27 protein-coding genes are annotated in these 26,997 nt (G+C 69.5%); 13 read left to right on the forward strand and 14 right to left on the reverse strand.

Annotated elements, in window-relative coordinates; all coding sequences use genetic code 11:
• Window positions 1–185: 185 nt before the first annotated feature.
• Entirely contained in the window at window positions 186–1,097 is a 912-nt protein-coding gene (fdhD, locus tag ABD188_RS17435) for a formate dehydrogenase accessory sulfurtransferase FdhD (RefSeq protein ID WP_344065263.1), read from the reverse strand.
• A 2-nt stretch (window positions 1,098–1,099) separates the two neighbouring features.
• Complete coding sequence (moaA, locus tag ABD188_RS17440; protein WP_344065266.1) at window positions 1,100–2,236, reverse strand: GTP 3',8-cyclase MoaA; 1,137 nt, start codon at window positions 2,234–2,236, stop codon at window positions 1,100–1,102.
• Between the two features lie 230 nt (window positions 2,237–2,466).
• On the opposite strand from moaA, the gene ABD188_RS17445 reads away from it, so the two are divergent.
• The 4 genes from ABD188_RS17445 (at window position 2,467) to cydC (ending at window position 8,455) form a co-directional block, all read left to right on the forward strand.
• Window positions 2,467–3,912 (forward strand): cytochrome ubiquinol oxidase subunit I, encoded by a 1,446-nt coding sequence (locus ABD188_RS17445; RefSeq protein WP_344065269.1) that lies wholly within the window; start codon window positions 2,467–2,469, stop codon window positions 3,910–3,912.
• Between the two features lie 12 nt (window positions 3,913–3,924).
• Window positions 3,925–4,959, forward strand: a complete 1,035-nt coding sequence (cydB, locus tag ABD188_RS17450) for a cytochrome d ubiquinol oxidase subunit II (RefSeq protein ID WP_344065271.1) — start codon at window positions 3,925–3,927, stop codon at window positions 4,957–4,959.
• A 107-nt stretch (window positions 4,960–5,066) separates the two neighbouring features.
• Window positions 5,067–6,758, forward strand: coding sequence for a thiol reductant ABC exporter subunit CydD (gene cydD, locus ABD188_RS17455; protein WP_344065274.1), 1,692 nt, complete (start codon window positions 5,067–5,069; stop codon window positions 6,756–6,758).
• Window positions 6,755–8,455 carry a thiol reductant ABC exporter subunit CydC gene (gene cydC, locus ABD188_RS17460; protein ID WP_344065277.1) on the forward strand — a complete coding sequence of 567 codons (1,701 nt, stop codon included), beginning with the start codon at window positions 6,755–6,757 and terminating at the stop codon, window positions 8,453–8,455. The genes cydD and cydC overlap by 4 nt, the downstream gene beginning before the upstream one ends.
• 43 nt (window positions 8,456–8,498) lie before the next feature.
• Here cydC and ABD188_RS17465 read toward each other — a convergent pair whose 3' ends face one another.
• From ABD188_RS17465 to ABD188_RS17490, 6 genes are all read right to left on the reverse strand, one after another.
• Window positions 8,499–10,055 carry an SDR family oxidoreductase gene (locus ABD188_RS17465; RefSeq protein WP_344065280.1) on the reverse strand — a complete coding sequence of 519 codons (1,557 nt, stop codon included), beginning with the start codon at window positions 10,053–10,055 and terminating at the stop codon, window positions 8,499–8,501.
• 80 nt (window positions 10,056–10,135) lie between these two features.
• Window positions 10,136–10,732 (reverse strand): GNAT family N-acetyltransferase, encoded by a 597-nt coding sequence (locus ABD188_RS17470; protein ID WP_344065283.1) that lies wholly within the window; start codon window positions 10,730–10,732, stop codon window positions 10,136–10,138.
• A 38-nt stretch (window positions 10,733–10,770) separates the two neighbouring features.
• Window positions 10,771–11,862 (reverse strand): sulfate/molybdate ABC transporter ATP-binding protein, encoded by a 1,092-nt coding sequence (locus ABD188_RS17475; RefSeq protein WP_344065286.1) that lies wholly within the window; start codon window positions 11,860–11,862, stop codon window positions 10,771–10,773.
• Window positions 11,859–12,668 (reverse strand): ABC transporter permease, encoded by an 810-nt coding sequence (locus ABD188_RS17480; RefSeq protein WP_344065289.1) that lies wholly within the window; start codon window positions 12,666–12,668, stop codon window positions 11,859–11,861. Before ABD188_RS17480 ends, ABD188_RS17475 begins: the two co-directional genes overlap by 4 nt.
• On the reverse strand, window positions 12,665–13,462 hold the full coding sequence (gene modA / locus ABD188_RS17485; protein WP_344065292.1) for a molybdate ABC transporter substrate-binding protein: 798 nt from the start codon (window positions 13,460–13,462) through the stop codon (window positions 12,665–12,667). Before modA ends, ABD188_RS17480 begins: the two co-directional genes overlap by 4 nt.
• The gene (locus tag ABD188_RS17490) at window positions 13,462–13,854 is read right to left on the reverse strand and encodes a TOBE domain-containing protein (protein WP_344065294.1); all 393 of its coding nucleotides are present in this window, start codon (window positions 13,852–13,854) and stop codon (window positions 13,462–13,464) included. Before ABD188_RS17490 ends, modA begins: the two co-directional genes overlap by 1 nt.
• Window positions 13,855–14,054: 200 nt before the next feature.
• Here ABD188_RS17490 and ABD188_RS17495 point away from each other — a divergent pair, with 200 nt between their 5' ends.
• From ABD188_RS17495 to ABD188_RS17525, 7 genes are all read left to right on the forward strand, one after another.
• On the forward strand, window positions 14,055–15,158 hold the full coding sequence (locus ABD188_RS17495) for a ThiF family adenylyltransferase (protein WP_344065296.1): 1,104 nt from the start codon (window positions 14,055–14,057) through the stop codon (window positions 15,156–15,158).
• Complete coding sequence (locus ABD188_RS17500) at window positions 15,155–16,411, forward strand: molybdopterin molybdotransferase MoeA (protein WP_344065299.1); 1,257 nt, start codon at window positions 15,155–15,157, stop codon at window positions 16,409–16,411. The genes ABD188_RS17495 and ABD188_RS17500 overlap by 4 nt, the downstream gene beginning before the upstream one ends.
• Entirely contained in the window at window positions 16,408–16,884 is a 477-nt protein-coding gene (moaC, locus tag ABD188_RS17505; protein ID WP_344065302.1) for a cyclic pyranopterin monophosphate synthase MoaC, read from the forward strand. The genes ABD188_RS17500 and moaC overlap by 4 nt, the downstream gene beginning before the upstream one ends.
• A 5-nt stretch (window positions 16,885–16,889) precedes the next feature.
• Window positions 16,890–17,510 (forward strand): molybdenum cofactor guanylyltransferase, encoded by a 621-nt coding sequence (mobA, locus tag ABD188_RS17510; RefSeq protein WP_344065304.1) that lies wholly within the window; start codon window positions 16,890–16,892, stop codon window positions 17,508–17,510.
• 13 nt (window positions 17,511–17,523) lie between these two features.
• Window positions 17,524–17,793: a DUF6457 domain-containing protein gene (locus ABD188_RS17515; RefSeq protein WP_344065308.1), complete on the forward strand. Its 270-nt coding sequence runs from the start codon at window positions 17,524–17,526 to the stop codon at window positions 17,791–17,793.
• Window positions 17,793–18,026: a MoaD/ThiS family protein gene (locus ABD188_RS17520; RefSeq protein WP_344065311.1), complete on the forward strand. Its 234-nt coding sequence runs from the start codon at window positions 17,793–17,795 to the stop codon at window positions 18,024–18,026. Before ABD188_RS17515 ends, ABD188_RS17520 begins: the two co-directional genes overlap by 1 nt.
• 433 nt (window positions 18,027–18,459) lie before the next feature.
• Window positions 18,460–18,858: a GIY-YIG nuclease family protein gene (locus tag ABD188_RS17525; protein ID WP_344067206.1), complete on the forward strand. Its 399-nt coding sequence runs from the start codon at window positions 18,460–18,462 to the stop codon at window positions 18,856–18,858.
• A gap of 60 nt (window positions 18,859–18,918) precedes the next feature.
• Here ABD188_RS17525 and ABD188_RS17530 read toward each other — a convergent pair whose 3' ends face one another.
• The 6 genes from ABD188_RS17530 to ABD188_RS17555 all read right to left on the reverse strand — a co-directional run bounded on the left by ABD188_RS17530 (window position 18,919) and on the right by ABD188_RS17555 (window position 25,827).
• A complete protein-coding gene (locus ABD188_RS17530) occupies window positions 18,919–19,347 on the reverse strand; it encodes a molybdenum cofactor biosynthesis protein MoaE (protein WP_344065314.1) in 429 nt (142 codons plus the stop codon).
• Entirely contained in the window at window positions 19,344–19,829 is a 486-nt protein-coding gene (locus tag ABD188_RS17535) for a MogA/MoaB family molybdenum cofactor biosynthesis protein (protein WP_344065317.1), read from the reverse strand. Before ABD188_RS17535 ends, ABD188_RS17530 begins: the two co-directional genes overlap by 4 nt.
• Before the next feature lie 36 nt (window positions 19,830–19,865).
• Window positions 19,866–22,379: an FdhF/YdeP family oxidoreductase gene (locus ABD188_RS17540; protein ID WP_344065319.1), complete on the reverse strand. Its 2,514-nt coding sequence runs from the start codon at window positions 22,377–22,379 to the stop codon at window positions 19,866–19,868.
• Between the two features lie 91 nt (window positions 22,380–22,470).
• On the reverse strand, window positions 22,471–23,100 hold the full coding sequence (locus tag ABD188_RS17545) for a DUF305 domain-containing protein (protein WP_344065322.1): 630 nt from the start codon (window positions 23,098–23,100) through the stop codon (window positions 22,471–22,473).
• 50 nt (window positions 23,101–23,150) lie between these two features.
• Entirely contained in the window at window positions 23,151–25,154 is a 2,004-nt protein-coding gene (locus ABD188_RS17550) for a helicase HerA-like domain-containing protein (RefSeq protein WP_344065325.1), read from the reverse strand.
• A 4-nt stretch (window positions 25,155–25,158) separates the two neighbouring features.
• Window positions 25,159–25,827 (reverse strand): phosphatase PAP2 family protein, encoded by a 669-nt coding sequence (locus ABD188_RS17555; protein WP_344065328.1) that lies wholly within the window; start codon window positions 25,825–25,827, stop codon window positions 25,159–25,161.
• A gap of 66 nt (window positions 25,828–25,893) precedes the next feature.
• Between ABD188_RS17555 and ABD188_RS17560 the strand changes: the two genes are divergently transcribed.
• Together ABD188_RS17560 and ABD188_RS17565 are read left to right on the forward strand one after the other, a co-directional pair.
• On the forward strand, window positions 25,894–26,394 hold the full coding sequence (locus tag ABD188_RS17560) for a nitroreductase family deazaflavin-dependent oxidoreductase (RefSeq protein ID WP_344065330.1): 501 nt from the start codon (window positions 25,894–25,896) through the stop codon (window positions 26,392–26,394).
• Window positions 26,395–26,461: 67 nt separating this feature from the next.
• Window positions 26,462–26,977, forward strand: coding sequence for a nitroreductase family deazaflavin-dependent oxidoreductase (locus ABD188_RS17565; protein WP_344065333.1), 516 nt, complete (start codon window positions 26,462–26,464; stop codon window positions 26,975–26,977).
• The last annotated feature ends 20 nt before the right edge of the window (window positions 26,978–26,997 follow it).

Consider the following 26,997-nt stretch of genomic DNA (forward strand, 5'->3'; position numbering starts at 1 on the left):
GGAAAGGATGCGGACAGGGCGCGCGACAAAGACGGCCATCATGCTCCTCCCCTCGTCTCGGATTCGTTCGGTGAGTGACCTCACTCTACGGCGCGGCGGTCCGCCACGGAACCCGCGGTGACGGGTCCGGCGAACTCACGCAGACGATCAGCGATCTCGAGCGCGAGATAACCGGATGACGTCGATCAGCCGACACGTGCGGTGGTGAGCAGTCGATCAGCACGCGAGTAGACGTTCATGGACGACCCGCGGAGGAACCCCACGAGCGTGAGGCCGGATGCCTCGGCAAGCTCGACCGCGAGCGACGACGGCGCCGACACGGCGGCGAGCATCGGGATGCCCGCCATCACCGCCTTCTGCACGAGCTCGAAGCTTGCCCGCCCTGACACCTGCAGCACGGTGCCGCGAAGCGGAAGCCGGTCGTTGAGCGCCGCCCAGCCGACGACCTTGTCGACCGCGTTGTGGCGGCCGACATCCTCGCGGATGACCAGCAGCTCCCCGGTCTCGGCATCGAAGAGTGCCGCGGCATGCAATCCGCCGGTCTTGTCGAACACCGCCTGTTGAGCCCGAAGCAGGTCGGGGAACCCGATAAGCGTCGTCGCCTCGAGCGTCATGCTGTCGGACGCGACCTCGTAGGTAGACACCGTCTCGACGGCCTCGATCGAGGCCTTGCCGCAGAGCCCGCATGAGCTCGTGGTGTAGAAGTTGCGCGTGAGATCGGGATCGGGCGGTGCGACCCCGGGCGCGAGGCTCACGTCCAGCACGTTGTAGGTGTTGCCGCTGCCGGCATCGAGCAGTCCGACCCCGTCAGGGACACGGCCGAGCGCCCCGGAACCTGCCGGCGGTCCGCCGGTGCCGGGACCGCCGCAGTGGATCGCGGACCGGAACTGCTCGCCCCGGGAGATGACGCCCTCGGAGACCAGGAACCCTGCCGCCAGTTCGACGTCGTTGCCCGGCGTGCGCATCGTGACCGCGAGCGGATTGCCTCCGACGCGGATCTCGAGTGGCTCCTCGACCGCGAGCGTGTCACTGCGATGATGCTCGCCGCCGCCGACGGTGATCTTGACCACCGGGCGGCGCGTCGTGATCCGTCCCATGATCAGCCGCCGATCGCATTCATGCCGCGCGCGGGCTGCAGGAACGACGGGTCGTTGATCGCGTGACCGGGGAGTTTGCCCCGGACGCAGGCGCGCAGCATCCGATCGATCGAAAGGTCCGCTTCGACAAGCTCGGCGACCGGGGGGACAAGCTCAGCGACGTTGGTGCCTCGGAGTGCCGGCAGCAGGTCGTATTCCGCCGTCGAGAAGAGGCAATTGCGCAGCTGCCCATCGGCGGTGAGGCGCAGTCGGTCGCAGTCGCCGCAGAACGGAGCTGTGACGGATGCGATGACCCCGACCGTCTTCGGACCGCCGTCGAGCATCCACCGCTCGGCGGGCGCGCCCCCGCGACCCGGGACCGGGGTGAGCCTCCAGCGGGCCGACAGCGCGCCGAGGATCTCATCGCGCGTCACCATGCGCGACCGATCCCACGTGTGACCCGCGTCGAGCGGCATCTGCTCGATGAACCGCAGTTCCGCATCGTGATCCAGTGCGAACGCGACGAGATCGACGAGCTCATCGTCGTTGACGTCGCGCATCGCGACCGCGTTGAGCTTCAGTGGACGAAGATCGGATGCCGCGGCCGCCGCGATCCCGGCGAGCACATCGTCGAGCCGGTCACGTCGGGTCAGTTCGTGGAAGCGGTCGCGCCGCAGCGTGTCGATGGAGATGTTCAGCCGGCCGAGACCCGCGGCGATGAGGCCGGGGAGCAGCTCAGGCAGGCGGATGCCGTTCGTCGTCATCGCGAGTTCGACGGGGGCGCCATCCGGCCCCACGACGGCGGAGAGTCGACGGACGACCTCGACGATGTCGGCGCGCAGCAGCGGCTCACCGCCGGTGAGCCGGAACGTCGTGACGCCGTCGGCCGCGGCGACGCGGGCGATCCGCTCGATCTCGTCCAGGGTCAGGATGCTCGACCGCGCGAGCCACTCGTTCCCCTGCTCGGGCATGCAGTAGGTGCAGCGGAGGGAGCACCGATCCGTCAGCGAGATCCGCAGATCGCGGTGGACACGGCCGTGCGTGTCGACGAGCGGCCCGCCGAGCCCGACGGGCGACTGGTCAACCGAGAGCGCGCGGGCATCCGCCGTCGCGATGTGCCCTGGCATACGCACCCCGATCGCGACAGGAACAGCACTCATGCGCGCCTGTCCCCCGCTGCCGTCGCGTCCATGGGACGAGCTTAACCGCGGACGAGATGCTCTCGGCGGGCATCGGGCATACCGACATCGGCGCGGACGCATGCCAAACCGGCGGAATCCTGGGAATGTGGGTACTGGAAGTCAGTCGCTCCACTGTGGTCGTGTGTGGTCAGACCACGTGGTATCGTGTGGTCAGACCACAAGTCGCATGCAACGATCGGAGACGAATCGTGGAACTGCTGGATCCTCTGCTGCTCGCTCGCTGGCAGTTCGGTCTCACGACGCTCTACCACTTCCTGTTCGTGCCGCTCACGCTCGGCATGGCGCTCACCGTCGCGATCTTCCAGAGCGTGTGGTATCGCACGGGCGATCTGAAGTGGCTGCACCTCACCCGGTTCTTCGGCAAGATCTTCCTGATCAACTTCGCCATGGGCGTCGTCACCGGCATCGTGCAGGAGTTCCAGTTCGGCATGAACTGGTCGTCGTACTCGCGCTTCGTCGGCGATGTCTTCGGCGCTCCGCTCGCCTTCGAGGGGCTGATGGCGTTCTTCTTCGAGGCCACCTTCATCGGGCTCTGGATCTTCGGTTGGGACCGCCTGCCGAGGGCGCTGCACCTTGCGAGCATCTGGATCGCGACGATCGGCGCCTGGTTCTCGGCGTACTTCATCCTCGCGGCGAACGCCTTCATGCAGAACCCGGTCGGCTACCAGATGGCCCAGGACGGCTCTCGCGCCGAGATGAACGACTTCCTCGCGGTGCTCACGAACCCCGTCGCCCTCGCGGCGCTCCCGCATACGCTGTTCGCCGCCTTCATGATGACGGCGGGCGTCATCATCTCGATCTCCGCGTGGCACCTCGCACGCCGCCAGAACCTCGACATGATGCGCCCCGCGCTGCGCTACGGCCTCTGGGGCATGATCATCGCGTTCGCCGGCGTGTTCCTCTCGGGCGATCAGCTGAGCCTCGTGATGGTGCAGACGCAGCCGATGAAGATGGCCGCGGCCGAGGCACTGTTCAACACAGCCTGCGGGGCTGACGCATCCTTCTCGATCTTCACGCTCGGCACACCCGACGGCTCGAGCGAGCTCTTCTCGATACGCGTGCCGTACCTTCTCGCCCTGCTGTCGACGCACTCGTTCGACGGCTGCGTCGAGGGCATCAACGACCTGAACGCCCTGTATACGACCGAGATGTTCCCGCAGTTCGCCGACCAGGTCGACGGCAGCTTCGCACCGGTGCTCTGGATCACGTACTGGGCATTCCGCTGGATGATCGGCCTCGGCGGCGTCGCCGCTCTGACCGCCGTCGTCGGACTGTGGCTCACCCGCAAGAAGGCGAGGAACGAGCCGCCGCTGTGGGCATGGCGCCTCGCGATCTGGGCCTGGCCCGCATCCCTCCTCGCAATCCTCGTCGGCTGGATCTTCACCGAGATGGGCCGTCAGCCCTGGATCGTCTTCAGTCTGATGCTCACGCAGGACGGTGTGTCGCCGAGCGTGCCGGGCTGGACGGTGCTCATCTCGCTGGTCTCATTCACGCTCATCTATGCGGTGCTCGCCGTCGTCGAGGTGGGCCTGATCATGAAGACCGCGCACAAGGGACCGGATCCACTGCCCGGTCCGGACGACCCCGATCCGCGCACCCAAGCGGTCGAAGACACTCCGACGACGGTCTACTAGGGAGGAATCGCCATGGATCTCGCCTACCTCTGGTTCTGGATCGTCGGATTCCTGTTCGTCGGCTACTTCGTCCTCGACGGCTTCGACTTCGGCGTCGGGATGTCGCTCCCCTTCCTCGGCAAGGACGACATCAGCCGCCGCCAGATCATCAACACCATCGGCCCGGTGTGGGACCTCAACGAGACGTGGGTCATCGTCGCCGGCGCGTGCCTCTTCGCGGCATTCCCTGAGTGGTATGCGACGCTGTTCAGCGGCTTCTACCTTGCGCTGCTGCTGATCCTTCTCACCCTGATCCTGCGCGGCGTCTCGTTCGAGTACCGTCACCAGCGCGACAGTCTGCGATGGAAGCGCGGCTTCGACACGATGATCGTGATCGGCTCCGCGGTCCCGGCGCTGCTGTGGGGTGTCGCATTCGCGAACATCGTGCAGGGCGTGCCGATCGACGCCGATCACGAGTTCACGGGATCGCTGCTCACTCTGCTGAACCCGTATGGACTGCTCGGCGGGCTCACCACCCTGCTGCTGTTCTTCACCCACGGGGTCTATTTCGTCGCGCTCAAGACGGACGGACCCGTGCATGAGGATGCCCGCCGGCTGGCGCGACGCGCAGGTCTGGTCACCGTCGTCGTGGCCGCCGCCTTCCTGATCTGGACGATCTTCATCGCCGCCGGCCATGGCGCGCCGCTCATGGCGCTGGTGGTCGGGGGCGCTGCCCTGGCGGCGGTGTGCCTGGTCATGTCGCTGGTCTTCAACCTGCGCGATCGCGAGGGATGGGCCTTCGGATTCGGGGCGGCCACGATCGTGACGGCCGTCCTCACGCTGTGGTTCGCGCTGTACCCGAACGTGATGCCCTCGTCGACCGACCCCGCGTACAGCCTCACGATCGAGAACGCGTCGAGCACGGACTACACGCTCACGATCATGACGTGGGCGGCGGTCATCTTCCTTCCGCTCGTGCTGGCGTACCAGGCGTGGACGTACTGGATCTTCCGCAAGCGGGTTTCGCGGTCGCGCATCGAGAAGGCGGCGGCCTCGGTCGCCCACTGAGCCCGCCGGCAGCCGTGCCTCCACCGTTTACGGACGCGACACGCCGCGCGAGGTGAGCGCAAGACGGCGTGTCGCGACCGTAAACGGTGGGGTGGAAGGATCGACACGTGAGTGACAGCGACGTGCAACCGGAACCGGCGCCTCCGAGGTCCAGACCCGTCGACCCTCGGCTGCTGCGGTACGCGAGTGCCTCGCGCGGGTTCTTCGTCGCGCTTGCGGCGATCAGCCTCGCCCAGACCGCCGTCATCGTCGCCTTCGCCTGGCTGCTGACGCGAGCGATCGTCGGCGCGATCGACGGGATGCCGCCCGCGGACCTCGCAACGACGCTCACTGCGCTCGCAGCCGTTGTGACCGCCCGCGCGGTGCTGCTGTGGCTCCGCGAGCGGGTCGCGGCACGTGCGGCCGCCCGTGTCCAGACGCAGCTGCGAACGAGCCTCGTCACCGCGGTCGGCGACCTCGGCCCCGACTGGCTGGCGAGCCGCAACTCCGCCGCCCTCGCCGTCACGGCAGGACGCGGGCTCGAGGCGCTCGAGGCGTACTTCGGCCGTTACCTGCCCCAGCTCGTGCAGACGGTGATCGCGATGCCACTCATCATCGCGGTGATGTGGTGGCAGGACTGGATCTCGGGTCTCACGGTGATCCTCACGCTCCCCCTCATCCCGATCTTCATGGTGCTGATCGGCATGGCGACCCGTGCCGTGCAGCAGAGGCAGTGGCGCACCCTGCAGCGCCTGGCCGCGCGCTTCGCCGACACCGTCCAGGGCCTGTCGACGCTCAAGGTCTTCGGACGACAGCACCGGGCGGCGGCATCCATCGAGCAGGTCACCGGCGAGTATCGGCACGAGACCATGAAGGTGCTGCGCGTGTCGTTCCTCTCGGGGTTCGCGCTCGAGTTCCTCGCGAGCATCTCCGTGGCGATCATCGCGGTGTCCATCGGCTTCCGGCTGCTCGACGGGCTGCTCACCCTTACGGTCGGTCTGTTCGTGCTGCTCCTGGCCCCCGAGGCATACCTGCCACTGCGGCAGGTCGGCGTGCAGTTCCATGCCGCGTCCGAGGGCGTCGCCGCGACCGATGACGTCTTCGACGTGCTGGATGCCGCAGGAGCGCGTGCACGGACGGTCCAGCCGCCGGAGCCGGCCAGCCGACCGGCAGCGCCCGGGTCCGCTCCCGTGCTGGTTGTCGAGGGACTCCGCGTCCGTCGCGGCGACCGCCTCCTCGCGCCCGCGACACTGACCGCACGGCCCGGCACCGTGACCCTCCTCGAAGGACCGAGCGGGGTCGGAAAGTCCAGCGTCTTCGCTGCGCTTCGCGGCGCCGCCGAGTTCGACGGGCAGGCGAGCTTCGGCGACCACGAGGTCCGCGACCTCGCGCCGTCGACGTGGCTCGCGTGGGCGGGTCAGCAGCCCGGCCTCATCTCCGGCCGGGTGCGCGACAACGTCGCACTGGGTGACCCCGCGCCGGATGCGACGCATGTCGCTCGCGCGCTCGCACTCGCCTGCGCCGACGACATCGATCCGGATGCCGAGCTCGGCGTGCAGGGCGCGGGTCTGTCGGGCGGACAGGCGCAGCGCGTCGCCGTCGCACGAGCGCTCTATCGGCACCTGCGCGGCTTCGGGTCGGTCGTCGCTCTCGACGAGCCGAGCTCCGCGCTCGACCCCGAGACCGAGCGCCGGTTGTGGCGTGCGGTGAGGGAGCTGGCGGATGAGGGAGCTGTCGTGGTGCTGATCTCGCATCGAGTGAGCGCCCGCGCGATCGCCGATGACGTCATCCGCCTCGAGCTGAGCGAGGTGATCGCGTGACGACCGACGCGGCGACGGAATCCGCGTTGCCGGCGACGACGGCGTCGGTGCTGCGCGGCGCACTGCCCCGCGTGCGACGGTTCTGGCCGTCCCTCGCGGCGGGATTCGCGGCCGAGGCATCCGCCGTTGCGCTCCTCGCCGTGAGCGCGTGGCTCATCGTGCGCGCGAGCGAGCAGCCGGACCTGCTCTATCTCTCCGTCGCCGTGGTCGGTGTGCGATTCTTCGCTCTCTCGCGCGCGGTCTTCCGCTACCTGGAGCGTCTCGCCGGCCATGACGCCGCACTGCGACAGCTCGCGGCGACCCGCGCATCGCTGGTGCGGCGGCTGGTGCCGCTTGCCCCCGACGGCCTCTCGCGGACACGGCGCGGATCCGTTCTCGGCGCACTCGTCGACGACGTCGATGAGCTCCAGAACCTGCCACTGCGTGTGGTTCAGCCCCTCGTCTCGTCGGCGACGGTCGCGATCGCCGCCGTCGTCTTCATCGCGATCGTGTGGTGGCCGGCCGCCCTCACGATGCTCGTGTGCCTCGTCGTCGCGGGTGTCGTCGCGTGGCTGTGGGGGTGGGTCGCCGGCGCCAGGGCCGAGCGCGACATCGCACCCCTCCGAGCGGTGCTCGCCGACGCCGTCCATGACCACTTCGGCAGCCTGGACGTGCTGATCGCCTACGGCGCCGAGGAGCAGAGTCGCCGCGTCATCGACTCGGCCGATGCGAGGCTCCGCGATGCGATCACCCGCCGCGCCGGTGCTCAGGCCGGGACCGCCGCGATCGTCTCGCTCGCCGCGGGGGTGGCATCCATCGCCGCAGTGCTCGCAAGCGCACCGGCGGCGGCATCCGGAACCCTCACCGGACCGCTCGTGGCCGTGGTGGTGCTGGTGCCGATGGCCGTCTTCGAAGTGTTCGCGTCGGTGCCGATGGCGGCGTCGGCGTGGCGCCAGGTGCACTCGTCGGCCGCGCGCATCGCGGGATCGGTGCCGACCGTGCCGCCCGACGGCCTCGCACCCGAGAGCGTTCCAGCCGTCGGTGAAGCGCCACCGCTCGGGGTGGGCCTCACTCTGCGCGGCGCGTCGGTGAGCTGGCCGGGGGCGACGCTGCCCGCGCTGCGTGACGTGGATCTCGACATCCGCCCAGGCGAACGCCTACTCGTGATCGGCTCGAGCGGCGCCGGAAAATCCACCCTCGCGCACGCTCTCGTGCGCTTCCTCGAGACCGACGGGACCTATGACATCGGCAAGCGATCGGTGCACGACCTGGCGAACGATGACGTGCGCCTGACCGTGGGGCTGTGCGAGCAACGGCCGATGATGTTCGACGAGGACATCCGCCAGAATCTGCTGTTCGCGGACGACTCCGCATCCGACGCGCAGCTCGAGGCCGCGCTCGAGCGAGTCGGATTGGGGTCGTGGCTGGAAGCGCGCGGCGGACTCTCCGCGCGCGTGGGAGAGCGCGGTGCGCTCGTCTCGGGCGGTCAGGCGCAGCGCATCTCGCTCGCGCGTGCTCTGCTGCGCGGCTTTCCGGTGCTGGTGCTCGACGAGCCGACTGCGGGCGTCGACCCCGAGGCATCCGATGTCCTGCTCACCGACCTGCTGTCAGCCGTCGGCGCCGACCAGGCCGTCGTGCTCATCTCGCACGTGACGGTGCCGGCCGGTCTCGTCGACAGAACCGTGCGGATCCATGAGGGCAGGCTCGTCCAGGCCTGACCAGCCGGCCGTCTCGAAGACTGCTGCGGTCAGACTGCCGCGGTCAGGCCGCTGCGGCCACGGCCGACTCGGTGACCTCTGCCTCCGCCGCGGCGGCGATGCGATTCGCCATGCCGCGGAAGATGAAGCCGTGGAACGGCAGCACGGCGAGCCAGTACAGCCGACCGGCGAGCCCCTGCGGGAAGAACACCGCTCGCTGGTCATAGCGCGACCCGTCGCCCTCACGCGATGCGCGCAGCTCGAGCCACGCCAGTCCGGGCACCTTCATCTCGGCACGCAGTCGCAGGAACGAGCCGCGCTCGATGGTCTCGACTCTCCAGAAATCCAATGCGTCCCCGACTTCGAGCCTCGCGCGGCTGCGCCGGCCGCGGGCGAGACCGATGCCGCCGACGAGGCGATCCATCCAGCCGCGGATCGCCCACAGCAGGGGGGTCGAGTACCACCCGTTCTCGCCGCCGATCCCTTCGATGACCCGCCACAGCTGGGAGGGAGCGGCCGTCGTGAAAGAGGTCCGCGCATCGACGAAGACGGTCTTCCCGGCCCAGTCCGGGTCGCTCGGCAGCCCGTCGCTCGGCACACCCAGCACCTCGGCATCCAGCCAGCTCGTCTCCACCTGGTCGCCGCGGACGCGGCCGAGCGCCAGCGCGACGGCCTGTCGATAGGGGGTCAGCCCGTCCACCGGTGGCGGGATGAGGGCATCGATGTCATGGTTCTTCATGACGCACTCGTTCTGCAGCGATTCCACGAGCGGCCGCGCGATCGCGCGCGGGATCGGCGTCACGAGATTGACCCAGTGCGAGGCGAGACTCGGCGTGAGCACCGGGAGCGCGGCGATCGCCCGTTGCCGCAGCCCTGCTTCGACGGCGTATCCGTTCATCATCTGGCCGTACCGAAGCACGTCCGGTCCGCCGATGTCGACGGCGCGATTCACGTCGGGCGCGACGCGCGCGGCACCGAGTAGATAGTGCAGGACGTCCCGCACCGCGATCGGCTGGATGCGGTTGCGCACCCACCGCGGCGCGGGCATGTAGGGCAGCACGTCGGTGAGGTGCCTGACCATCTCGAACGACGCCGAGCCCGAGCCGATCACCACCCCGGCCTGCAGCACGAGCGTGGGCACGCCCGAAGCGAGGAAGACCTCGCCGACCTCGACGCGGGAACGAAGGTGCGGCGACAGCTTCGCGTCATCCGGATGCAGTCCGCCGAGGTACACGATCCGGCTGACGGCGGCCGCTGCCGCTGCCCGAGACACGGTCTCGACAGCCTTGCGGTCGGTGTCTTCGAATCCCTTGCCGGCCGACATCGAGTGGACGAGGTAGTACAGCACATCCGCGCCATCGACGGCCGGTGCGACGGCATCCGGATCCGCGGCATCGCCCGCGAACGCCTCGACCTCGCTGCCCCACGAGAAAGCCCGGATGCGCGACACATCGCGTGCGACCACTCGCACGCGATAGCCCGCGGCGATCAGGCGGGGCACGAGGCGCCCGCCGATGTATCCGGTGCCACCGAAGACGACGGCGATCGGCGCGCTGCCGTCCGGGCGCGGGAGAGCGGTCAGTTCGGGCTCACGCCCGGTCGGCGCGGAAAGGTCGTCCATGCCCGAAGGCTACGCGTGTCGCTGATCCGACTTCGGGGCTTGACGAATCGCTCGCTGTGAGATCCGTGCGGTCAGATCCGCTACAGGGTCTTCGCGAACGCCTGCACGCCGGGGTGCGACGGAATCGGCGTGAACCCGACGCGGGGGTAGAACGCGACTGCCCCGACGTTGTCGGACGCGGCGACGAGATGCAGCCCCGACACGCCTCGCTCCCGCAGCGCGGCGACCAGCGTGTCGATGAGGCGACGCCCCCAGCTCTGGCCCTGCGCCTCGGGAAGCAGGTCGATGTGCAGGTGCGCGGGGTACTCGGCACTGTACGGCTCCGCACCCGCACGCCGCGAATACGCGTAGATGAGGATGCCGTCCTGGCGCGACACCTCAGCCTCGGGCCGTGGCCACGGCTCCCCGCGCTCCGGCCACCACTCGTCGTGGAACCAGTCCTCGAACGCGGCGGTGTCGGGCGTCCCGACGATGTACCCGACGACCCGACCATCGTCCGTCTCGACGACGAAGGCGAGCTCGGGGTGACGTTCCACGTACGGCAGCACGAAGACCTGAGCCCAGAGCTCGTCATCATCGAGGATGCCGGTCGCGTCGGCGCCGGCATCCGCCGTCAGCAGGCAGATCTCGGCAAGCGCGGGCTCGTCCCCAGGCTGGAAGGGGCGGATGCGAGTCATCCGCCGAGTGTACAAGTCACCGGTGACTCGCCGGCGAATCATTCCGCCGCGTGAACCCGCACGTCGGCGCCGGCCACGACGAGCCGCACCGGAGTCCCCGGTCGCAGCGAGAGGGCGGCGACCGCGTCGGGCGTCAAGTCGGCCGCGACGCTCGGGGCGCGGGTGTGGACGCGCACCCCGGAGGGGGTCTGCTCGAGGCGTTCGACATGCGTGGTCCACTCCCCCGGCTGTGCCGAACCCCGCGTCGGTGCCCACGGCTCGTCAGCACGGGTCAGGCGCACGGCCGACGGTGCGAAGACCGCGGCGACGGGCGCGCCCTCGTGAGAGAGCGCGAAACGGGATGCCGCATCCCCCGCCGCGATGTGCACCACGGGGTCGCCCCCCGCCCACACGCCCGCGCGTGCGGTGCCGACCACCCGGTTGACGCCTGCGACGGTCGCCGCGAACGGCGACGCCGGAGCGCGGAACACTTCGCGGACCGCCGCATCCTGGGCGATCCGGCCGTCCTCGATGATCAGCAGGCGGCTCGCCAGCGCGGCGGCGTCGACGACGTCGTGGGTCACGATGATCGTGGTGGTGTCGGCCGCGGCGAGCTGTTCGCCGAGGACCACACGGATGCCGTCCGCCGTGCCCGGGTCGAGCGATGTCAGCGGTTCGTCGAGCAGCAGCGCAGCGGGCTCGGTCGCAAGCGCACGGGCGAGCGCCACGCGCTGCTGCTGTCCACCGGACAGCACTGCAGGGCGCAGCTGGCCGACTCCCCCCAGGCCGACCCGCAGCAGCCACTCGTCCGCCCGTTCCCGCGCCGCCGCACGATCCACCCCACGCGCACGCAGTCCGAACGCGACGTTGGTGCGGGCGTCCATGTGGGGGAAGAGCCGCGGCTCCTGCCCGAGCAGCACCACACCGCGCTTCGCGGGGGTGACCTGCACCTGCCCCGAGACCTCGACCTCTCGCACCCGCACGTGCCCCGAGTCGGGGCGGACAAGCCCCGCGATGGCCGCGAGCAGGGTCGACTTTCCGGCGCCGCTCGGACCCATCACGGCGATGACTTCGCGTCGCGAGGTGGCAAGTGCGACATCGAGCCGGAATCCACCGCGCTCGATGACGACCTCGACATCGAGCCCCGTCACCGCACACCGCCCGGGCGCCACGCACGCACCAGCAGCAGGACGGTCACCGCGGTCACGAGCAGCAGCAGCGACAGCGCGACAGCGCTCCCCTGCGTCACTCCGGCACCGTTGAACGCGGTGTAGATCGCCAGCGGCATGGTCTGCGTGACGCCCGGCGCGTTGCCGGCGAACAGCGCCGTCGCGCCGAATTCGCCGACCGCCCGGGCGAAGCACAGAATCACGCCCGCGACGAGGCCGGGCGCTGCAAGCGGCAGCGTGACCCGCCAGAGGATCGTCCACCGCGGTGCGCCGAGCGCCGCCGCCGTCTGCTCGTAGCCCACGCCCGTGGTCCGCAGTGAGGCCTCCAGGGCGAGCACGAGGAAGGGCAGCGCGACGAATGCCTGCGCGAGGACCACCGCCGTCGTCGTGAACGGCACGCGGATGCCGACATCCGCCAGAACGCCGCCGAGCCAGCTGCTGCGACCGAAGAGGAAGAGCAGCGCCACGCCGCCCACCATGGGCGGGAGGACCAGCGGGACCGTGACGAAGGCCCGCACCACCGCCGCAGGCCTATGCGGCATCCGCGCGATGGCCAGTGCGAGCGGCACGCCGAGGATGACGCAGAGCCCTGTCGCGATCAGCCCGGTCTGCAGCGAAAGCCCGAGCGCGGCGATCGCCGCGGGTGCCGTGATGTCGTGCCAGAGCGTCGACCACTCGACACGGAACACCAGCGCGGCGAGCGGGAGGACGAGCAGCGCGAGCCCCAGCACCGCGGGGATCGCGAGCACCTGGGGAACGAAGCCGCCGATCTCACGGCGGCGGGTCACGGGCCTCCGAACCCGAGGCCTGCCAGCACCTCCTTGCCCTCGGGGCTGAGGACGTAATCGACGAAGGCTGCGGCGATCGCGGGGTCTGCGGCATCCGTCAACGACACGATCGGATAGTGGTTGACGACACCCGCGGCGCCGGTCGGCACGATCGACTCCACAACGGGGTTGTCGAGAACGTCCGTCGCATACACGAGTCCGGCGTCGGCCTCATCCGCGGCGACCTTCGTGAGGACGGCCGTCACGTTCTGCTCGAGGCTCGCGGGTGTCACCTGGACGCCCTCGTCGGCGAGCAGGGTTTCGGATGCCGCGCCGCAGGGCACTTCGGGAGCACACAGGACCACCGTGAGAGCGGGATCGGCGAGGTCCTCGAGGTCGTGGACGTCGCCGGGGTTGCCCTTCGGCGTCGCGATCACGAGGGTGTTCGAGGCGAAGAGCGCGGGGCCCTCGGCGAGTCCCTCGTCGACGACCTTCTGCATGTTCTTCTCGTCCGCCGATGCGAAGACGTCTGCGGGTGCGCCCTCGATGAGCTGGGTCGCGAGCGTACTCGAGCCGTCGTAGACGATGGGCATCACGTCGACGCTCGGATGCTGCGCCTCGAAGTTCGCGGCGAGCACATCGAACGCGGTCCCCAGCGAGGCTGCGGCGTAGATCGTGAGATCACCGGACAGCTCCGTGGCGGCGGGTGCGGAATCGGAGGTGGATCCGGCCTCCGAGTCCCGGGCTGTCGCGCATCCGGCGAGCGCCAAGGCGACTGCGAGCAGGGTGACGGGGAGGAGCATGCGACGCGGCATCAGTCCTTCTTCGTCTCGACGATGACGGAGGTGGCCTTGACGACGGCGACCGCGAGCGCGCCCACCTCGAGCCCCAGCTCACGCACCGCCTCGGCCGACATCAGCGACACCACACGATGCGGACCGGCTTGGATGTCGACCTGGGCCATGACGCCATCCACCTGCACCTTGGTGACGATGCCCACGAAGCGATTCCGCGCACTCGAGAGCACGTCGCCGGGATCGTGCGGTCCGGACGCGAGTTCCACGGCACGTGCGGCGAGCGCCTCGCCCGGAATTTCGATCGGCGACGAGCCCGTCGTCGGGAGAGTGCCCCCGTCGACCCATCGCCGCACGGTGTCGTCGCTCACACCGAGCAGACGGGCAGCCTCGGCGATCTTGAAGGTGGACATCCTCGCACGATATCACCGCATCTGCGGGTGAAAGGTGGGAATACTGCCGCAAGTGCGGGCATATTCCGCCCGCTCGGTCACTCGCCGACGGTCCCTGAGCTTGTCGAAGGACCGCCGGCCGCTTCGACGGGCCCGTGACCTGCGTGACCGGCCCGCTCATGCCCGGCGCCGCCCCGCCCGCGCGGTCGTAGCCTGGGTGCATGCCATTTCCCCCGCTGGTGGAGCCGGTCGCGGCGCTCGAAGACGACGAACGCACCCGCACGGCGCGGCACACCCGTCTCGCCGGTTTCGGCGAACTCGGCCAACGACGCCTTGCAGCCGCGCACGTCGCGGTCGTCGGGGCCGGTGGACTCGGATCCCCGGTCGTGCTGGCGCTCGCCGCGGCCGGCGTCGGCACACTGACGGTCATCGACGACGACGCGGTCGAGGCATCGAATCTCCAGCGACAGATCATGCATCGAGTGCAGGATGTCGGCGAGCCCAAGGTCGGCTCCGCCGTCAGGACCGCCGCGGACCTGTCGCCGCGGACCGTCGTCGACCCCGTCAGGGCGTGGCTCACCGCAGACAACGCCAGGGAGCTCCTCGCCGGGGCGGACGTGGTCGTCGACGGCACCGACACCTTCGATACGCGCGAGGCGGTGGCGTCGGCGTGTGAGGACCTCGGTGTCCCCCTGGTGTGGGGCGTCGTGCAGGAGTTCCACGCGCAGGTGACGGTGTTCTGGTCGACCCCGCCCGCCGGAGCCCCCGCCGTCCGGCTGGCCGATCTGTACCCGCCCGAGAGCGTCGGCGACGTCCCGACATGCGAGCAGGTCGGAGTGCTCGGGTCGCTCTGCATGCAGGTCGGGGCGATTCTCGCGACCGAGACCATCAAGCTGGTGACCGGCGTCGGCGAGCCCCTCCTCGGCCGGGTGCTCGTGATCGACGCCCTGCGCGGTCGCACCGACGAGGTGCCGCTGCGCTCGAGCGTCGGTCCCGCCGAGCCGCGCACGCGTCTCGCTCCCATCCCTCACGTCGACCTCACCGCTGCACTTGCCGCACAGGCCGATGGCGCGACCATCCTCGATGTCCGCGAGCCGTACGAGACCGCCGAGGGCGTGATCCCCGGCGCCATCACGATCCCCCTCGACGAGGTGCTCTCAGATCCTGCCGTCGTCGGCTCAGGACCCCTTGTGGTGGTGTGCAAGGTCGGTGCACGAGCCCTCCGCGCCGCACGAGCCCTGCAGCAGGCGGGGATTCCGGCATCCGTTCTCACCGGCGGAATGGACGCGTGGGACGCGTCCTCACTGCCGCGGGTCACCGCGTGAGCGTCGGCTCCCGGCCCGGTGCCGACGGCCTCATCTCGATCGACGACCACCTCGCTGCGATCCTCGACGCGGTCACCCTGCTCGAAGCGTCGACCGTTCCGATCTCGGCCGCACGTGGACGCACGCTCCGCGAGCCCGTGACAGCTCGAGTCGACATCCCGGTGTTCGACAACTCTGCGATGGACGGGTTCGCCGTGCTTTTCGAAGACGTCGAGCACGCGTCGCCCGATTCGCCCGTGAGCCTGACCGTCGTCGCAGACCTGCCTGCCGGCACGGAGCTGGATCCCCCACTGGCGCCGGGCGAAGCGGCTCGCATCATGACCGGCTCCCCCGCGCCGACCGCCGCGACCGCTGTCGTGCCGTTCGAGGACACCGCCGGCGGCCTCGCGGATTCGCTCGGACGGATCAGCGTCGTGCACGCGCCGAACTCCCTCGGCGCCCACATCCGCCGCGCCGGTGCCGACGCCGTCGTCGGCGACCGGCTGCTCGACGCCGGGACGGTCTTCGGAGCCCTGCAAGTCGCGGCCGCGGCCGCCGCCGGCGTCGCCGAGGTCGTCGTCTCACGCCTGCCGCGCGTTGCGGTGGTCTCGACCGGATCCGAACTCGTTCCGCCCGGCGCTCCCCTGCGCCGTGGGCAGATACCGGAGTCCAACAGCGAGCTGCTCGCCGGACTTGCCGCCGAGTCCGGCGCCGAAGTCGTGTTCCGTGCGACGGTGCCCGACGACGGTGACGGCCCGCGCATCGCGATCGCCGAGGCCGAAGCCCTCGGCGCCGACGTCGTGGTCTTCTCCGGAGGGGTGAGCGCGGGCGCGTACGAGGTCGTGAAGAACACGCTCGCAGACACCATGGCGTTCTCCAAGGTGCGGATGCAGCCGGGCAAGCCGCAGGGGTTCGGTGCCACGGAGGCTGGAACCCTGCTGTTCGGACTGCCCGGAAACCCGGTGAGCGCCGCCGTCTCGTTCGAGGTCTTCGTGCGCCCCGCGCTGCTTCGGATGCAGGGTCGCAACGACGTGGGCCGCCCGACGATCCGCATCCGCGCCGCGACGGGCTGGCGCACGCCGCGCGGACGCGCCCAGTACCTGCCTGTCGCGATCGACCGCACCGACCCCGGGGACTGGCGCGCCATCCCCGTCACCGCAGGCGGCTCGCACCTCGCGGGCGGTCTCGGCCGCGCCGAGGCATACGCCGTCGTTCCCGCCGAGATCGATACCGTCGGCACCGGCGACGAGGTCGATGTCATGCTGATCTCATGAGTTTCACGCACCTCGATGACGCCGGTCACGCTCGCATGGTGGATGTCACGCAGAAGACGCCGACCGTGCGCGCGGCCACCTCGCGTGGGTTCGTGCGGTGCAGCACCGACGTGGTCGCGGCGCTGCGCGACGGCACCGTGCCGAAGGGCGATGTGCTCGCCGTCGCACGGATCGCCGGCATACAGGCCGCCAAGCGCACGCCCGACCTGCTTCCGCTCGCCCACGTGATCGGGGTGCACGGCGCCGCCATCGACCTGACCATCGAAGATGCCGGCGTCGTCATCGAAGCGACCGTCCGGACCGCCGACCGCACAGGTGTCGAGATGGAAGCGCTGACCGCCGTCGCAGTGGCCGCCCTGGCAATCGTCGATATGGTCAAAGCGCTCGACAAGGGCACCGCGATCGAGAACGTACGCCTGGTGGCCAAGACGGGCGGAAAGAGCGGCGATTGGGTGCGGCCGGGCGAGGAGTGACTCTCGTGGCACTTCCTGACGCGGCATCCGACCTGGGTGCCATCCTGCTCGCCGGCGGCCGCGCTTCGCGCGTCGGCGGCGCGTCCAAGCCCCTCTTCGAGGTCGGGGGGCGAACTCTTCTCGCCGCGACGGTGACTGCGGTTCAGGATGCCGGTGCCCGCCCGATCACCATCGCCGCGGCGGTGCTCGACGAGGACCTGGACGTCGAGTGGGTTCGTGAGGATCCGCCCTTCGGAGGGCCGGTCGCCGGTGCGGTCGCGGTGCTCGAAGCATGGGATCGGGCCGTCAGGTTGCCCGAATGGACGTTCCTGCTCGCGTGCGACCTCGCCCGCCCCACCCGCGCCGTCGCACGACTGACCGCCGACCTCGCGTTTGTGCCGCGTGACGCGGACGGCATCTGTCTGGCCGACGCGTCGAGCCGTCCGCAATGGCTGACGGGCATCTACCGCACCGAGGCGCTGCACCGAGCAGGGGCTGCCCTGCCCGACCACGGTCGCAACGCAGCGGTGCGGAATCTGGTCGAAGACCTCGCCATCACCGTCGTGACGGTTGCCGGCGATCTGACCGACGACATCGACACGTGGCAGGATCTGGAGAGGGCGCGCACGCGCGCCGCGAACCCATGACGGAGGAAGTTCCATGAGCGACGAGTCCCGCACCTTGCCTCCGGAAGCGCTCGACGACTGGGCAGCGGCGCTGCGCGAGCGCTTCGATCTGGGCCCCGATGACGTGCCCGTCGCCGCGGTCCTCGACCTCACGCGCGTGGTCGCGAACGGCGTCGCACGCCCTGCCGCACCGCTCGGCGCGTTCGTGGCCGGCCTCGTCGCGGGCCGGAAAGGGGCCGATGCCGATGCCGTGCGTGAAGCCCTCGCCGCCGTCGGCGCTCTCGCCGAGATGTGGGAGGCGTAGTGGCGCTCGTCAGATACTTCGCGGCCGCGCAGGAGGCGACCGGCGTCGACCAGGAGCGGCGGGGCGAGCCCACACTCGGTGCGCTGCGACGCGCCGTCGCCGTGGAGCATCCCGCGATCGGCGGCATCCTGCCCCGTTGCGCAGTCTTGGTCGGCGGCGCACGGGTGGACGACGACGCTCCGCTCGGGTCTGATGACCTCGTCGACGTGTTGCCGCCCTTCGCCGGCGGCTGACCCGCTCCGTCAGGCCGCCCGCAGTACGCGATCCCTAGGCCTGTCGACGGGCCGCCGACGCAGGCGGTCCCGGAACCCGTCAGAACCGCGAGGGGACAGGCGGTCCCGGAGCCCGTCGAAGGGCCGCCGGACGCTGGCGGTCCCCGAGCCCGCCACAACCGCGAGAGACAGGCGGTCCCTGAGCCCGTCGAAGGGCCGCCGGACGCTTCGACAAGCTCAGCGACCGGCTCCTCCCCAACGCGCGGGTCGACCCCGAGCCCGCCACAACCGCGAGAGACGGGCGGTCCCTGAGCCCGTCGAAGGGCCGCCGGACGCTTCGACAAGCTCAGCGACCGGCTCCTCCCCAACGCGCGGGTCGCGGTGTACCGTCCACATCCTGGTCGTCGACCAATTCCTCAGGGGACTGCTTCGCGACGATGAGCTCGTGGCATGGATGTACATACTGCGGTGCCGAGATGGGCACTATTACACGGGAAGCACCGAGAAGGATGTCGATGCGCGCGTCTGGGAGCACAACAACGATGATGAACTCAGCGCGAATTACACCCGGAAGCGGCGTCCGGTCCTCATCGTGTATGCAGAATTCCACGACCGCATCGACACCGCATTCGATCGCGAGAAGCAGGTACAGGGGTGGTCTCGAGCCAAGAAGGAGGCGCTCATCGATGGCCGGTGGGACGATCTTCCCCCTTTAGCGGCGGGCACCCGGATCGATACAAAGATGGTCCGTGAGCCTGTCGACGGGCCGCCGGACGCTTCGACAAGCTCAGCGACCGGCTCGGGGTCAGACGGAGACGCCCACCGACAGGAACCACACGCAAGCGATCTCTAGGCCTGTCGACGAGCCGCCGGACGCTCGAGAAGCTCAGCGATCGGTTGGGGGCCGCATCGATCAGCCGCCCAGCCCGAGCCAGGTCGTGGTGCCGTCGGCCTCGATCTGGCGCTTCCAGACGGGCAGGTCGGTCTTGATGGCCTCGATGATCGCGCGGCACACGTCGAACGCCTCGGCGCGATGGGGTGAGGCGACGGCGATGACGACCGCGGCGTCACCGACCGTGAGCCGGCCGACCCGGTGACTCACCGCGACGATGGCGGCGGAGCGGGCGATCGCTGTCTCAGCGATCCGCCGCAGCACAGCCTCGGCATCGGGATGGGCGGAGTACTCCAGTGCGACCACGGCGGTGGCGGCATCCGGATCGTGATCGCGCACGCGCCCCACAAAGGTGGTCACCGCACCCGCCGCGGCATCGTCGATCGCGGTCAGATGTGCGTCGAGATCCAAAGGCTCCGCGCTGATGGCGGCGTGGCGAACCCCCGTCACGTGTGATCCCCCCCGCTCAGCTGATCGAGGATATGGCCCGCGACGGACAGGATGACCGGCATGCCCGAGGCGACACCCGATGGCGATCCGGGGAGATTGACGATCAGCACCCCGGCGCCATCGACGACGCCTGCGATCCCGCGGGTGAGCATTCCCGCGGGCTTCTCGGCCGCACCGCGTCGGCGGAGTTCCTCGGCGATGCCGGGCACGAAGCGCGTCACGACCCGCTCGGTTCCCTCGGGGGTGGCGTCTCGTGGCCCGATCCCGGTGCCCCCCGTCGTGACGATGAGACGCGCACCGATCTTGATCGTGGCGCGGAGCGCGATCTCGACGCTGTCTGCACCGTCGGGCACGATCGTCGCGTCGTCGCAGGCGAAACCTGCCTCGCTCAGGGCAGCCACGGCAACCGGCCCACTCGCGTCAGCTCGCTCGCCCGACGCGGAGCGGTCCGATACGGTGATGACCGCGGCGCGATAGGGCATGACTTCAGCCTAGATTCTCGGGCGGATGCTGAGACGTCAAGCCTCGCGACGCTCGAGCCGCACGACCACGGACTTCGAGGTCGGCGTGCCACTGACATCCGCGACCGAGTCGAGGGGAACGAGCACGTTCGTCTCCGGATAGTACGCGGCCGCGTTGCCCCGCGGGGTCGAGTAGCCGACGATCCGGAACGCCTCCGCGCGACGCTCCTGCACCACGCCATCGGCGCCCGTCCACTCCGACACGATGTCGACGATCTGCCCATCCGCGAAGCCGAGGACCTGAATGTCCTTCGGGTTCACCATGATCACGCGCCGACCGCCGTGGATGCCGCGGTAGCGGTCATCCTTGCCGTAGATCGTGGTGTTGTACTGGTCGTGCGAGCGCAGCGTCTGCAACAGCAGTCGGCCGCGCGGGATCACGGGGTACTCCAGCGGGTTCACGGTGAATCGCGCCCTGCCGTCGGCGGTCGCGAACCGCCGCTCATCACGCGGGCCGTTCGGCAGGAACAGGGTGCGGCCCTTGTCGATGGAGTCCTCGAAGTCCTCGAATCCCGGCACCACCGCCGCGATGTGCTGACGGATCAGCGCGTAGTCATGCTCGAGCGCCGCCCAGTCTGCCTGCGGGGCGTTGTGCGGATGCCGCACCCCGGCACCTCTCGACGCGGGCCCCTTCGAGTCATCGACCGCAGGTGCGTCGAACGGAATCTCGGTGTGCTCGGGCTGACCGTGGTCGACCTCGACCGCGGCGTCGACGTCGATCTCAGAGCTCGGCCGGGCTCCGACCGCCGGGCCGAAAAGCAGCTCGCAGAGTCGCGCGACGATGGCGACCTCGCTGAGCAGATCCTCGGACGGAGGCGAGAGCCGACCGCGCGAGGCGTGAACGGCCCCCATGGAGTCCTCGACGGTGACACGCTGCTCGCCGCCGCCGCGCCGGTCGCGGTCGGTGCGGCCGAGGGTCGGCAGGATGATGGCCCTGCGACCGGTGACGACATGCGACCGGTTCAGCTTCGTCGATACCTGCACTGAGAGATCGGTGCGCCGCAGTGCTGCTTCGGTGACGAGGGTGTCGGGCGTCGCGCTGACGAAGTTGCCCCCCATCCCCATGAACACACGCGCGGTGCCGTCACGCATCGCTCGGATCGCGGCCACTGTGTCGTGGCCATGCTCGCGCGGCGGACGGAAGTCGAACTCGCGATCGAGGGCGTCGAGGAACGCGTCGGACGGCTTCTCGTAGATGCCCATCGTGCGGTCGCCCTGCACGTTGGAATGGCCCCGCACCGGACACAGCCCCGCGCCGGTGCGGCCGATGTTGCCCTGCAGGAGCAGCACGTTCACGATGTCGCGAAGAGTCGCCACGGAATGCTTGTGCTGCGTCAGCCCCATGGCCCAGCACACGATCGTGGCCTTCGAGAGTCTCACGGCCTCGCCGACGCGGCGCAGGGTCTTCTCGGGCAGCCCGGTGCCGGAGACGAGTTCTCGCCAAGGGACCTCGGAAATCGCCTGACGGTAGGCGTCGAATCCGCTCGTGTGGGCCGTGATGAACTCATGGTCGAGCACGCCGGACACGGTCGCAGAGCCTGTCGACACTTCGACTCGCTGGCGCTCGCTCAGTGCAAGCCCGTCCTCGCACTCGAGGAGGTGCTTGCCGATCGCCTGGAAGAGAGCTTGGTCGCCTCCCAACCGGATCTGCACGAACTGGTCAGCGAGCTTCGTGCCGCCCAGCATGACCCCCTTGACCGTCTGCGGATTCTCGAACCTCACGAGCCCCGCCTCGGGCAGTGGATTCACCGCGATGATCGTCGCGCCCCGATTCTTCGCCTTTTCAAGTGCCGAAAGCATCCGCGGGTGATTCGTGCCGGGGTTCTGCCCAGCGACGATCAGCAGATCGGCTTCATGGATGTCGCCGATCGAGACCGTGCCCTTGCCGATCCCTATCGTCTCGGTGAGCGCCGAGCCCGAGGACTCATGGCACATGTTGGAGCAGTCCGGCAGGTTGTTGGTGCCGAACCCGCGTACCAGCAGCTGGTATAGGAACGCGGCCTCGTTCGACGTGCGTCCCGAGGTGTAGAAGATCGCCTCGTTCGGATCCTCGAGCCCGCGCAGCGTGTCAGCGATCTCGCGCAGCGCGTCATCCCATGCGATCGGACGATAATGGGTCCCGCCGTCATCGAGGATCATCGGCTGCGTCAGTCGTCCCTGCTGGCCGAGCCACCAGTCGTCGTGCGACTCCAGCTCCGCGACCGAGTGCTCGGCGAAGAACTCCGGCCCGACGCGACGAATCGTCGCCTCTTCGGCCACGGCCTTGGCGCCGTTCTCGCAGAACTCCGCGATGTGCCGCTTGTCCTCTTCGGGCCACGCGCAGCCCGGGCAGTCGAATCCGTCTTTCTGATTCACACGCAGCAGGCTCCGGATGCTGCGCTCGACGCCCATCTGATCGTTCGAGATCTGGAGGGCATGCAGCACCGCGGGCACACCGACGGCGACCTTCTTGGGTCGAGTGACGCGGACGTTCGCCTCGTCGATGTCGGTGCGCGGGGGCTTCGTCGCCATATGGCTAGGGTAGGCCGGTCTCACGGCACCGGCGTCGTTCGAACCTGCTTCACAGATCGCACGAATCGGGGCGAGGCACCGCAACGGCGCGTCAAGGCAGCTCTGCGAGAAGATCCTCGAGTGCTGCGATATCGTCGGTGCCCCGCACCACGACCTGCTCGGCCGACTCGCGCACGCGCGAGTGCGGGTCCTCGGCCAGCACCTGAGAGGCGAAGTCCCCCATCGCGGTGTCCTGCACGATCAGCAGCTCGAGGAAGATCCGCTCGGCATCGACTCCCTCCGCCGCGATGAGTGCAGCCCACTGTGAGGGTGTCGGCATCCCGGGCATCTGGGTGTGGCTGCCGTGCCCCGCGCATGGACCGACCTTGGGCCGCTCGAGGGGTCTCGACCCGGTCCATGCCACGTACCAGGGTCGCAGTTGCTCGAGTTCAGCGGCCTGGCCTGACGCGAGCGTGCCCGCGAACGCGCCGGTCTCGGCGCTGATGTCCGGCTTGTCGAGCAGCGCCCTCGCGAGATCGGCCGCCTCGACCCGGTAGAAGATCATCGCCTCGACGTAGCAGAAGTCGGTGGCGGTCACCGGTTCGGGAGCGGCGTGATCCGAGGTCGACGGTGTGGGTGAACCCGTCGACGCCCCCACCGCACCCGCGATCGCGAGGCTGATCCCTGCGACGGCGGCGGCCGCGGCGACGATCACGCCGATGACGGCGACTCGACTGCGCACGCGAAAACCCTTCGACCCGAGGCGAACCCACGCCGGACCGACCGCGGGCGTCAGCGTCGTCCGGTGCCGAAAATCCCCCGAATGACGCCGTTCAGGATAGTCTGCGTCGTCCTCGATCCCAGAACCTGCTCGATCCCGGACTTCTGAGTCGACCTCGTTGTTCGGGTCGTGCGGGACGTCCCGGATGTCTTCTTGAGAAGCCGGTCGTACTCCTGCTGAGCCTTCTTGTCGGCGGCCGCCTGCGCCTTGTCGATCGCGGCCTGCTGCTTGGCGAATTCGGCATCGGCCTTGGCCTTGGCGAGCGCCGCCTGCTCGGCGGCCTCGGCCTCGTCGGCTGCGTTCATCTTCGCGGTGAGGATCTCGCGAGCCGACTCGCGGTCGATGGCCGTGCCGTACTTCGCGAGCAACAGCGATGCCTTGATCGCCGCCTCGATCTTCGGGTCGGGTGTCGGCGACATGAGCCCCTGCGGAGCGCGCAGCCGAGTCCACGCGACAGGCGTCGGAGCACCCTTCTCGCTCATGACCGTCACGATCGCCTCGCCGGTGCCGAGCTCCTGCAGCACGCGCTCGAGGTCATAGCCGGACTTCGGATAGGTGCCGACCGTCGCGCGGAGCGCCTTCGCATCGTCGGGCGTGAAGGCGCGGAGTGCATGCTGGACGCGTGATCCGAGCTGGGCCAGCACGTCTGACGGCACATCCTTGGGAGTCTGGGTCACGAAGAACACCCCGACACCCTTCGAACGGATGAGGCGCACGGTCTGCGTGATGGCGGCGAGGAAGTCCTTCGATGCGTCCCTGAAGAGCAGGTGCGCCTCGTCGAAGAAGAACACGAGCTTCGGCTGGTCGAGATCGCCGACCTCGGGCAGGATCTCGAACAGCTCCGCGAGGAGGTACATGAGGAACGTCGAGAACAGCGCCGGCTTGTCGACGACGCCGGGCACCTCGAGCAGGCTGATGACACCGCGCCCGTCGGCCGCGGTGCGGAGGAAGTCGCGCACGTCGAACTCGGGCTCACCGAAGAAGACGTCCGCGCCCTGATCGGCGAACGTGATGAGTTCCCGCAGGATGACGCCTGCCGTCGCCGCCGACAGTCCCCCGAGGTTCTTGAGCTCGGCCTTGCCCTCGTCGCCGGTGAGCCAGCTCAGCACGGCGCGAAGGTCCGACAGGTCGACGAGGGCCAGGCCGTTGGCATCGGCGTAGTGGAAGACGAGACCCAGGCTCGATTCCTGAGTCTCGTTCAACCCCAGGACTTTGCTCAGCAGCAGCGGCCCGAATCCCGAGACGGTCGCGCGCACCGGGATGCCCTTGCCGATGCCGCCGAGCGCGAAATACTCGGTGACGGATGCAGCGGGCTGCCATCCCTGCCCGATCGCCTGTGTGCGCGCCAGCAGCTTCTCGCTCGACTCCCCGGGTGTCGCGACACCGGACAGGTCGCCCTTGATGTCGGCTGCGAACACCGGGACGCCCTTCGCAGCGAGCTGCTCGGCAAGTCCCTGAAGGGTGCGGGTCTTGCCGGTGCCCGTCGCGCCCGCCACGAGCCCGTGACGATTCATCATCGCGAGCGGAATGCGGATCTGCGCCTCCGCGACCGGGTCGCCGTTGACGAGCGCTCCAAGGTCGAGCGTCGTGCTTTCGAACGTGTAGCCCTTGACGACCGCAGCGACCTGATCTGCGGTGAGCGGGCCATCCTCGCCGGGTGCGGTGGGCGCCTGCGGCGGCGCCGCTGCCGTCGTGGCCGAGCTCGCAGCGGTCCCTGAGCTCGCAGCGGTCCCTGAGCTCGCAGCGGTCCCTGAGCTCGCAGCGGTCCCTGAGCTTGTCGAAGGGTCCGCTGCGCCGCTGGACGCTTCGACAGGCTCAGCGACCGGTTCAGACTCAGCGACCGGGTGGGGAGCCCCGAGCTTCGCCTGTGCAGCGGCTGCCTCCGCTGCCGCGAGCGCGGCCCTGGCCTGCGCCGCCTTCAGCTGCGCCTCGGCGGCCTCGGCCTCGGCGCGCAGGCGCGCGAGTTCGGCCTCGGCTGCGGCGACGGTGGGATCGGTCGACTCTGACGCGCTCATCCGGTCAGCCTAGCGACGGCGGCGCGGGCGCGGCATCCACTCGTTCTCGGGCGATGACCGTTGCGAAGAACCCCGCGACGACGAGCGCGGTGCCGGCACCGACGAGCATGCCTCCCAGAGTGTCGCTCAGCCAATGAGCGTGCAGGTAGGTGCGGCTGAGTGCCATCAGCAGCACCCACGTCGCACCCACCACCGCGACCCAGAGTCGCGGAAACAGGGTCACCGCCGCCACCGCGATCGTCGTCGCGTTGGCAACGTGCCCTGACGGATACGACCCGTAGTCCGACACCACGATGATGTCTTCGGGTCTGGCTCTGCCGAAGGCGTGCTTCAGGAGCTGGACGCACCCCGCAGTGGCTGTCTCCGCTGTGAGGAAGTATGCCGCCGACCAGGGACGCTTGACCAGGATGAGGGCGACCGCGCCGCCGAGTGGCACCGCGAGTGTGCCGAACCATCCCCCGCCCAGGAAGTTCATCACCTGCGAGAAGCCGAGCATGAAGGGCGAGACCCATGCGGCGAGCACGTCGTTCCACCACGTGTCGATCGCGAACGGCTCCACACCGCGGATGAAGATCCAGGCGCCGAGCAGGCACGACGCCGCGATCAGCAGTCCCCCGACGACGAAGACCGCCGCCCGAGACGACATGCGGAGAGACGTGCGCGCGGGTTCCATCGGACCATTGTGTCCCTCAGGCGCGGCATCCGGGGGTGCCTTGTGCTGACGGAGCATGATGTGCACATGCCTCAAGTGGTCGACGTCGTCCGCGCACTCATCGCCCCGGTGACACGCACGCGCCTTTTCCGTCGATGGGGACCCATCGCGCTTCCGCCCATCGAAGCCGCTCTCGCGCGCCTCACCAACGGGCGTGTGCAGCTGAGCGGACTGCTCGTGCCCTCGCTCGTGCTGCACACCCTCGGCGCCAAGTCCGGCGAACCCCGCGACGCGCCACTCATGTACACGCCTGACGGGCGCGGGCGCGCCATCGTCGCCGGCAGCAACTTCGCCGACGGACGGCACCCGGCATGGACGGCGAACCTCATCGCGCATCCGGATGCCGCCATCACGGTACGCGGCCGACGCATGCCCGTCCGGGCATCCCTCATTCCCGATGAAGACCGGGACGCGACGTGGGCGCGCATCGAGCGCCAGTGGCCCGGCTATCGCGGCTACGAGCGGGAGTCCGGTCGCGTGGTGCGCCTCTTCGTGCTGCAGCCGGTGCGCGAAGCGCCGCCCGGCTGATCCAGCATCGACCCCGCTGCCGCGACAGCGATCGGTCTCGAGGCCGTATCCGAGGCATGATAGGCGCATGACCAGTGCCGTCGACGTGGTCCGCACCGTGATCGCGCCTCTCACCCGCACGGCGTGGTGGCGCAAGCTGGCGCCGATCGTGCTGCCTCCGATCGAGCGGTTGCTCTCTCGCGTCTCGCGTGGGCGCTTCCAGCTCAGCGGCATCATCGTGCCCTCCCTCATGCTCCACACGATCGGCGCGAAGTCGGGCGAGCCACGCGACGCTCCGCTGATGTACACGGCCGACGGCAGAGGACGTGCGATCGTCGCGGGCACCAACTGGGCGGGAGCGAAGCACCCGGCGTGGACGGCGAATCTGCTCGCGCATCCGGATGCCGATATCACCGTCCGCGGACGCCGCATGGCCGTGCACGCCACCCTCATCCCGGATGAGGAGCGAGACGCCACCTGGGCGCTCATGGAGGCCCAGTGGCCCGATTATCGCGACTATGAGCGGGACTCCGGCCGGACGGCGAGGATCTTCATCCTGCAGCCTGTCCACAGGCCATCCGGCGCCGCGGAGAGCGCACCGTAGACCCGGCCCGTGATCGTCGC

Origin of the sequence: Microbacterium pumilum (assembly GCF_039530225.1) — a bacterium.
Classification (GTDB): Bacteria; Actinomycetota; Actinomycetes; order Actinomycetales; family Microbacteriaceae; genus Microbacterium; species Microbacterium pumilum.

What these genes read in the sequence shown, in the direction of transcription:
- fdhD (WP_344065263.1), bottom strand. Translation starts at nt 1,097, where the DNA reads ATGGGACGGATCACGACGCGCCGCCCGGTGGTCAAGATCACCGTCGGC.
- moaA (WP_344065266.1), bottom strand. Translation starts at nt 2,236, where the DNA reads ATGAGTGCTGTTCCTGTCGCGATCGGGGTGCGTATGCCAGGGCACATC.
- cydB (WP_344065271.1), top strand. Translation starts at nt 3,925, where the DNA reads ATGGATCTCGCCTACCTCTGGTTCTGGATCGTCGGATTCCTGTTCGTC.
- ABD188_RS17465 (WP_344065280.1), bottom strand. Translation starts at nt 10,055, where the DNA reads ATGGACGACCTTTCCGCGCCGACCGGGCGTGAGCCCGAACTGACCGCT.
- ABD188_RS17470 (WP_344065283.1), bottom strand. Translation starts at nt 10,732, where the DNA reads ATGACTCGCATCCGCCCCTTCCAGCCTGGGGACGAGCCCGCGCTTGCC.
- modA (WP_344065292.1), bottom strand. Translation starts at nt 13,462, where the DNA reads ATGCCGCGTCGCATGCTCCTCCCCGTCACCCTGCTCGCAGTCGCCTTG.
- ABD188_RS17490 (WP_344065294.1), bottom strand. Translation starts at nt 13,854, where the DNA reads ATGTCCACCTTCAAGATCGCCGAGGCTGCCCGTCTGCTCGGTGTGAGC.
- ABD188_RS17495 (WP_344065296.1), top strand. Translation starts at nt 14,055, where the DNA reads ATGCCATTTCCCCCGCTGGTGGAGCCGGTCGCGGCGCTCGAAGACGAC.
- moaC (WP_344065302.1), top strand. Translation starts at nt 16,408, where the DNA reads ATGAGTTTCACGCACCTCGATGACGCCGGTCACGCTCGCATGGTGGAT.
- ABD188_RS17515 (WP_344065308.1), top strand. Translation starts at nt 17,524, where the DNA reads ATGAGCGACGAGTCCCGCACCTTGCCTCCGGAAGCGCTCGACGACTGG.
- ABD188_RS17525 (WP_344067206.1), top strand. Translation starts at nt 18,460, where the DNA reads ATGTACATACTGCGGTGCCGAGATGGGCACTATTACACGGGAAGCACC.
- ABD188_RS17535 (WP_344065317.1), bottom strand. Translation starts at nt 19,829, where the DNA reads ATGCCCTATCGCGCCGCGGTCATCACCGTATCGGACCGCTCCGCGTCG.
- ABD188_RS17540 (WP_344065319.1), bottom strand. Translation starts at nt 22,379, where the DNA reads ATGGCGACGAAGCCCCCGCGCACCGACATCGACGAGGCGAACGTCCGC.
- ABD188_RS17550 (WP_344065325.1), bottom strand. Translation starts at nt 25,154, where the DNA reads ATGAGCGCGTCAGAGTCGACCGATCCCACCGTCGCCGCAGCCGAGGCC.
- ABD188_RS17555 (WP_344065328.1), bottom strand. Translation starts at nt 25,827, where the DNA reads ATGGAACCCGCGCGCACGTCTCTCCGCATGTCGTCTCGGGCGGCGGTC.
- ABD188_RS17560 (WP_344065330.1), top strand. Translation starts at nt 25,894, where the DNA reads ATGCCTCAAGTGGTCGACGTCGTCCGCGCACTCATCGCCCCGGTGACA.
- ABD188_RS17565 (WP_344065333.1), top strand. Translation starts at nt 26,462, where the DNA reads ATGACCAGTGCCGTCGACGTGGTCCGCACCGTGATCGCGCCTCTCACC.